Source organism: Arthrobacter sp. Dra40 (genome assembly GCF_059091905.1).
On record NZ_JBNHHB010000297.1, the window covers coordinates 1 to 5,177 of the forward strand.

5 protein-coding genes and 1 pseudogene are annotated in these 5,177 nt (G+C 64.8%); 2 read left to right on the forward strand and 4 right to left on the reverse strand.

The window, feature by feature from the left end:
• Both AC5RWT_RS34275 and AC5RWT_RS34280 read left to right on the forward strand, forming a co-directional pair.
• A partial coding sequence (locus tag AC5RWT_RS34275) for a thiamine pyrophosphate-binding protein (protein ID WP_494084115.1) occupies window positions 1-1,144 on the forward strand: 1,144 nt, incomplete at its 5' end.
• On the forward strand, window positions 1,141-2,130 hold the full coding sequence (locus AC5RWT_RS34280) for a C-terminal binding protein (protein WP_494084116.1): 990 nt from the start codon (window positions 1,141-1,143) through the stop codon (window positions 2,128-2,130). The genes AC5RWT_RS34275 and AC5RWT_RS34280, both read left to right, overlap by 4 nt.
• A gap of 352 nt (window positions 2,131-2,482) precedes the next feature.
• Here AC5RWT_RS34280 and AC5RWT_RS34285 read toward each other — a convergent pair whose 3' ends face one another.
• The 4 genes and pseudogenes from AC5RWT_RS34285 to AC5RWT_RS34300 all read right to left on the reverse strand — a co-directional run.
• The gene (locus tag AC5RWT_RS34285; protein WP_494084117.1) at window positions 2,483-3,139 is read right to left on the reverse strand and encodes an amino acid ABC transporter permease; all 657 of its coding nucleotides are present in this window, start codon (window positions 3,137-3,139) and stop codon (window positions 2,483-2,485) included.
• Window positions 3,136-3,768, reverse strand: coding sequence for an amino acid ABC transporter permease (locus AC5RWT_RS34290; RefSeq protein WP_494084119.1), 633 nt, complete (start codon window positions 3,766-3,768; stop codon window positions 3,136-3,138). Before AC5RWT_RS34290 ends, AC5RWT_RS34285 begins: the two co-directional genes overlap by 4 nt.
• 11 nt (window positions 3,769-3,779) lie before the next feature.
• Window positions 3,780-4,553: an amino acid ABC transporter ATP-binding protein gene (locus tag AC5RWT_RS34295; protein ID WP_494084118.1), complete on the reverse strand. Its 774-nt coding sequence runs from the start codon at window positions 4,551-4,553 to the stop codon at window positions 3,780-3,782.
• Window positions 4,554-4,603: 50 nt separating this feature from the next.
• Window positions 4,604-5,177, reverse strand: a pseudogene (locus AC5RWT_RS34300) (ornithine cyclodeaminase family protein); the annotation flags it as partial.

Here is a 5,177-nt window from a genome sequence, read left to right on the forward strand (position 1 = left end):
GCTCAACCTGCTCGAGGGACCGAGCGACGCTCCGGCGGACCTGCTGCAGGCCGCGCCCCGGCGGGAGCCGGCCGGCGCGTCCGACCAGGCCATCCGGCATGCCGCCCAGCTGCTGGCCGAGTCGCGCCGGCCGGTGCTGCTGGCCGGCGGCGGTTCGCTGCGCGCCGGCGGGAACCTGCTGCAACTGGCCGAAGCGCTGGACGCCCCCGTGGTCACTACGCTCAACGGCAAGGGTGCCATCCCTGAATCGCATCCGCTGGCGCTGGGCTCGGACATCCGCCTCGATCCCGCCCAGCAGCTCTGCGAAGACGCCGATGTCCTGCTGGTCATCGGCTCCAAGGTGGGCGAGGCCGAGCTCTGGTTCAACCAGCTGCAGCCGCGCGGCACGGTGATCCGGGTGGACATCCTGGCCGGCCAAATGGCCAAGAACATCGCGGCCGACGTTCCGCTGGTCGGCGACAGCGCCGCCGTCGTGCCCCAACTGCTCGCCGCACTGCAGGAAAACAACGACGGCGGTGTCCCGCCGCGGGCCGAGAGCGGCGCCGACCGCGCAGCGCGTCTGCGCCCGGTGCTGCGCGACGCCGCCCGTGAGCTGTCCCCGGAGTTCGCCGCGCTGGCCGAACAGGTAGCGGCCGCCGTGCCGCCGTCGACCATCATCGGCGGCGACTCCTCCCAGGCCACCTACCTGGGCACGGCGAGCTTCGTGCCGCAGGACCGGCCGCATTCGCTGCTCTACACCCCGGCCTACGCCACGCTCGGGTACGGGCTGCCGGCCTCGATCGGCGCCCGCATCGGCGCGCCGGACCGCCCGGTGGTCTGCGTGGTGGGCGACGGCGCGCTGATGTTCGCGGTGCAGGAACTAATCACCGCCGTCGAACAGCGCCTGGACCTGGTGGTGGTGTGCGCCGACAACGGCGGCTACGGCGAGATCCGCCAGAACGAGCTGGACCGCGGCATCGAGCCCGTGGGCGTGGAGCTCGTGCAGCCCGACTGGGCCGCCCTGGCCACCGCCTTCGGCGGCACCGGCCGGCGGATCAACGAGGCCGCCGAGCTGGCCCCGGCCATCCGCCAGGCCCTGGCCGACGGCGGGGTCCAGCTCATGCACGTGCCCGCGCAGCTGTTCGCGCAGGACGGCCGGGCATGACGTCTAGCGCCCGGGTTATTATTACCGACGCCGAGGACCTCGACTACTCCGTTGCCCTGGAACTGCTGGCCGAGGCCGGCATCGAGGCGCACTACCTCAACACCCGTGACCGCGGCGCCATCCTCGACGCCGCGGCCGGGTGCGAGGGGATCATCCTCGGCTACGCCACCCTGGACGCCGAGATGATCGCCGCGATGCCGAACCTGAAGGCCGTGGCCACCATGTCCGCGGGCTTCGACATGGTGGACCTGGAGGCCGCGGCCGCCCGGAACATCACGGTCTGCAACGTGCCCTCGGTGGCCACCCGCGACGTCGCCACGCACGCCTTCGCCGGCATGCTCTCGCTCATCCGTGAGCTCCCGCGCTCCCAGGCCGCCACCCGGCGCGGGGACTGGACGGGGGAGGGGATCCCGGTGCCGCCGCGGATCAGCGAGCTGACCCTGGGGCTCGTCGGGTTCGGGCGCATCGCCCAGTACCTGGCGGGCCTGGCGGCCCCGGTCTTCGGGTCCGTCATCGCCTACGACCCGTTCGTGCCCGACGAGGCGTGGCCGGCCGACGTGCGCCGGTGCGAGCTTGCCGAGGTCCTGGCGGCCTCGAACGTGGTCAGCCTGCACACCCCGCTCACCGAGGAAACCCGGAACCTGCTCGACGCCGAGAACCTCGCCGTCCTGCCGGCGGGCAGCTATGTGGTGAACGTGTCGCGCGGCGCCCTCGTCGACGAACAGGCGCTCTGCGCCGCCCTGGACTCCGGCCACATCGCCGGGGCCATGCTGGACGTGTTGGCGGAGGAACCGGCCCCGGCCGACCACCCGCTGGTGGTCCACCCGTCGACGATCATCACGCCCCACGCGGCCTACCGCAGCAACGTCTCGCTGCGCGAATACGTGGCGCTGCCGGCCCGGAACATCATCGCCTGCCTGCAGGGCAGGCAGCCGGAGACCCCGGTCGCCGCGGCCTCCCCGTCCCTCGCCCCGGCGGCCCGGTAGCCAGGCACGCTGAACACGCAACGGCGCCCGGTCTGCATTAGCAGGCCGGGCGCCGTTCGCGGTGCTCGACCCCGCTGACCGATTGGTCAGACCTTGTCTAGCCCAACGGAATTGACCACACTTGAGGCGGCCGAGATGAAGGAGTCATTGAGCCATCGGAGACAGCACGCCTTACTTCCTGAGTGGCTTAAAGGGCTTGAGCGGGGGAGGAGGGCGGCCCAGCAAGATCTCGTCGGCGAGTAAGCGGCCGCTGGCCGGACCGAGAACAACTCCCCACATTCCATGTCCGCCACAGGCAACACTCGCGGTGACTCTAACTGGCCTATTCCGTGCTTCGTGCCAGGTTATCCTCCTACAGATGACGGCTAAGACGCTTCTCCGTCAGCACCGAAAGCCAAGTTGCAGGAATTGAGATTGCTGCATACAAGAGACCTGCAGCTATGAACGCGGGCAGGTACTTAAAGGTTGAGGAACCAGTTGAGTATGCCTGGCTCATCAGCTCCGGAACGGCGACCGTGTAGGCCAACGAAGTTGCTTGGAACAGCAGGACCGCGAAACCCATCAAGGATGGTAAAGCGATGCGCATACCCTGCGGGATGACGATGAACCGTAACCGGTCGCGGACGCTCATCCCCAGTGCGTCGGAACCTTCAATCTCGCCTTGAGGCACCGACTGGATGCCGCCGCGGATGAGTTCGGCCGTGTATGCCGCCGTCGTCCACATGAGTGCCAAGCACGCGGAAACGAGCGAAGTGAGGGTGATTTCCACATTTGGAAGGCCGTAGTACATCAACTGCAGCAGGACCAAGGCGGGAGCACCGCGTCCGACCTCAACGATGAAAACAGAAACATAGCGGAAAACTTTGTTCTCCGCAGTAACGCCGAAGGAGAACAGCATTCCAAAAGGAAGACCGAAGAGCAGGCTGAAGAACGTCAGCGTCAGACTAATCCGCAGACCATCGAGCAGTGTGGGGAGAATCGTGACGATGTCAGGGAGCAGGGCATTCATCGGGCTACAACCTTCCGCATCTTGGTGTCCAAGTGCCTGGACAGCACGCCCAACGGCATACTAAGTGCGATGTAGACGCCTGCGGCGATGAAGAAGATTAGAATGCCTTCCCCGGACTGGCGGGCGTACTGGTTGGACATGTAGACAATTTCGGCAACGCCAATCGTTGAGGCAATTGATGAGTCCTTCAGCAGGCCGATGCCGTATGTCGTATACGCCGGGATGGCCGTCCGCCAAGCTTGTGGTCCTATGACCCTGCCCCAAGCTGTGCCCGTACGGAAACCGAGGGCCGAACTGGCTTCCCACTGTCCCTGATGCACAGATCCAATGGCTCCGCGGAAGATCTCGGCAAGATAAGCGGCAGAAACTAGCCCAAGTCCAATCACCGCGGCTTGAAGAGCGGACATACGTAATGCGCCGATAGACACCCCGTAGTAAAGGATGAACAACCACACGACAGGTGGGATGCCGCGGAGCAGATCGATGGTCCCGCGCGTGAGCAGCCATAGAAGCCGGTTGCCGCTGCGCAGCCCGGCCACGAGTGGAACCGCTAGGACGGTGCCGATGAGCAGCGCCACAATGGTGACGAGGATTGTTAGGGGAAGACCTATGGCAATGGCCTGAAGCATCTGCACGGCGATCAGCGCTCCAGCACCGCGCGCAGAAAGCGACGTGTCCGTTCGTGCTGCGGATCACTCATGATCTGACGGGGATCACCACTTTCGATGATGCCGCCGTCAGCCATGACAACCAGTTCGTTCGACACGTTGGCGGCGAATCCCATTTCGTGGGTGACCACGACCATAGTCATCCCCTCGCGGGCGAGTTCCTTCATCACTTCGAGCACCTCGACCCCTACCTCGGGGTCCAGTGCCGATGTGGGCTCATCGAACAGCATCACGCGCGGCCCGAGAGCGAGGGCGCGGGCGATGGCGATTCGCTGTTGCTGGCCACCTGAACAGCGCGCTGGATAGTGGTCCGCCTTGTCGGCCAATCCCATCCTCGTCAGCAGTTCCATGGTTTTGGTGTTTGCCTCGTCTCTGCTTCGACCCAGGATCCGCTCCTGAGGGAGGGAGATGTTACGCAGCACGGTCATGTGCGGAAACAGGTTGAAATGTTGGAATACCATCCCCGCGCTGCGGCGGAGCGCGGCAAGGTTTTTTGGCGTGACCTTTTTCCCGGCGTTGATCACATGGCCGTCGATCTCGATTTCTCCGCTGTCCGGTTTCTCAAGCAAGTTCATGCAGCGAAGCACCGTGCTCTTGCCCGCACCGCTAGGCCCGATCATTGCCGTAACGGAGCCTTCAGGTACAGAGAGCGAGACGTCACGGAGGACAACATTGTCACCGTAAGCCTTTGCCAAATTGCGAACCTGGACAACGTATTTGGTTTGGGTGTCGGTGGTGTGCGACATGGCTTATCCAATCTTTGGGTAGGTGATGCAGGCCGCTCAGCAGCACGTGTCTATTCCGTGGGCGGAACCCTGTGGGCAGCTACAACTGACCGGGCCACAGCCAGGTCCTGCCATGGCATTCCTGTGGTCTTGAAAACTGAGGGCCCTCCCGCGGGGAACGAGCGTTGACCGCAGACGAGCTCTGCCAGAGTTGTCAGTTCTTCAGGACCAGCCAGAGCGCCTGAGGCAATCGCTTGCACAACATCGCCGGCCTCCCGCAGCGCGCTGTCGAGCGACTCCACGACGACATTGGCTCGGGACATGAGAATGTCGTCCAATTCCCTGCTGGTGGGTTCATGAGCGCCCATGGCAACAATGACCGCGGAGTCGGAGACCAAAGCGCCGTCGAAAAGCGGTTTGTTGGATGCCGTGCAACACACGATCAAATCGGCGTCGGAGACCACTGAAGCATCAGCGGGACGGGCATTGAGATGCAGCTCCGTTGCTGCTCTCGCGGCCAGCCTAGTGGCAGCGTCCGGCGTACGTCCCACGATTGCCACTTCACCAAGCTCGAATATGTCGTTGAAGGTTTTCAGGTGCTCCCAGGCCTGAACTCCGGTGCCAAAAATCACTAGCCGCCGGGGC

What these genes read in the sequence shown, in the direction of transcription:
- AC5RWT_RS34290 (WP_494084119.1), bottom strand. Translation starts at nt 3,768, where the DNA reads ATGCTTCAGGCCATTGCCATAGGTCTTCCCCTAACAATCCTCGTCACC.
- AC5RWT_RS34295 (WP_494084118.1), bottom strand. Translation starts at nt 4,553, where the DNA reads ATGTCGCACACCACCGACACCCAAACCAAATACGTTGTCCAGGTTCGC.
- AC5RWT_RS34285 (WP_494084117.1), bottom strand. Translation starts at nt 3,139, where the DNA reads ATGAATGCCCTGCTCCCTGACATCGTCACGATTCTCCCCACACTGCTC.
- AC5RWT_RS34280 (WP_494084116.1), top strand. Translation starts at nt 1,141, where the DNA reads ATGACGTCTAGCGCCCGGGTTATTATTACCGACGCCGAGGACCTCGAC.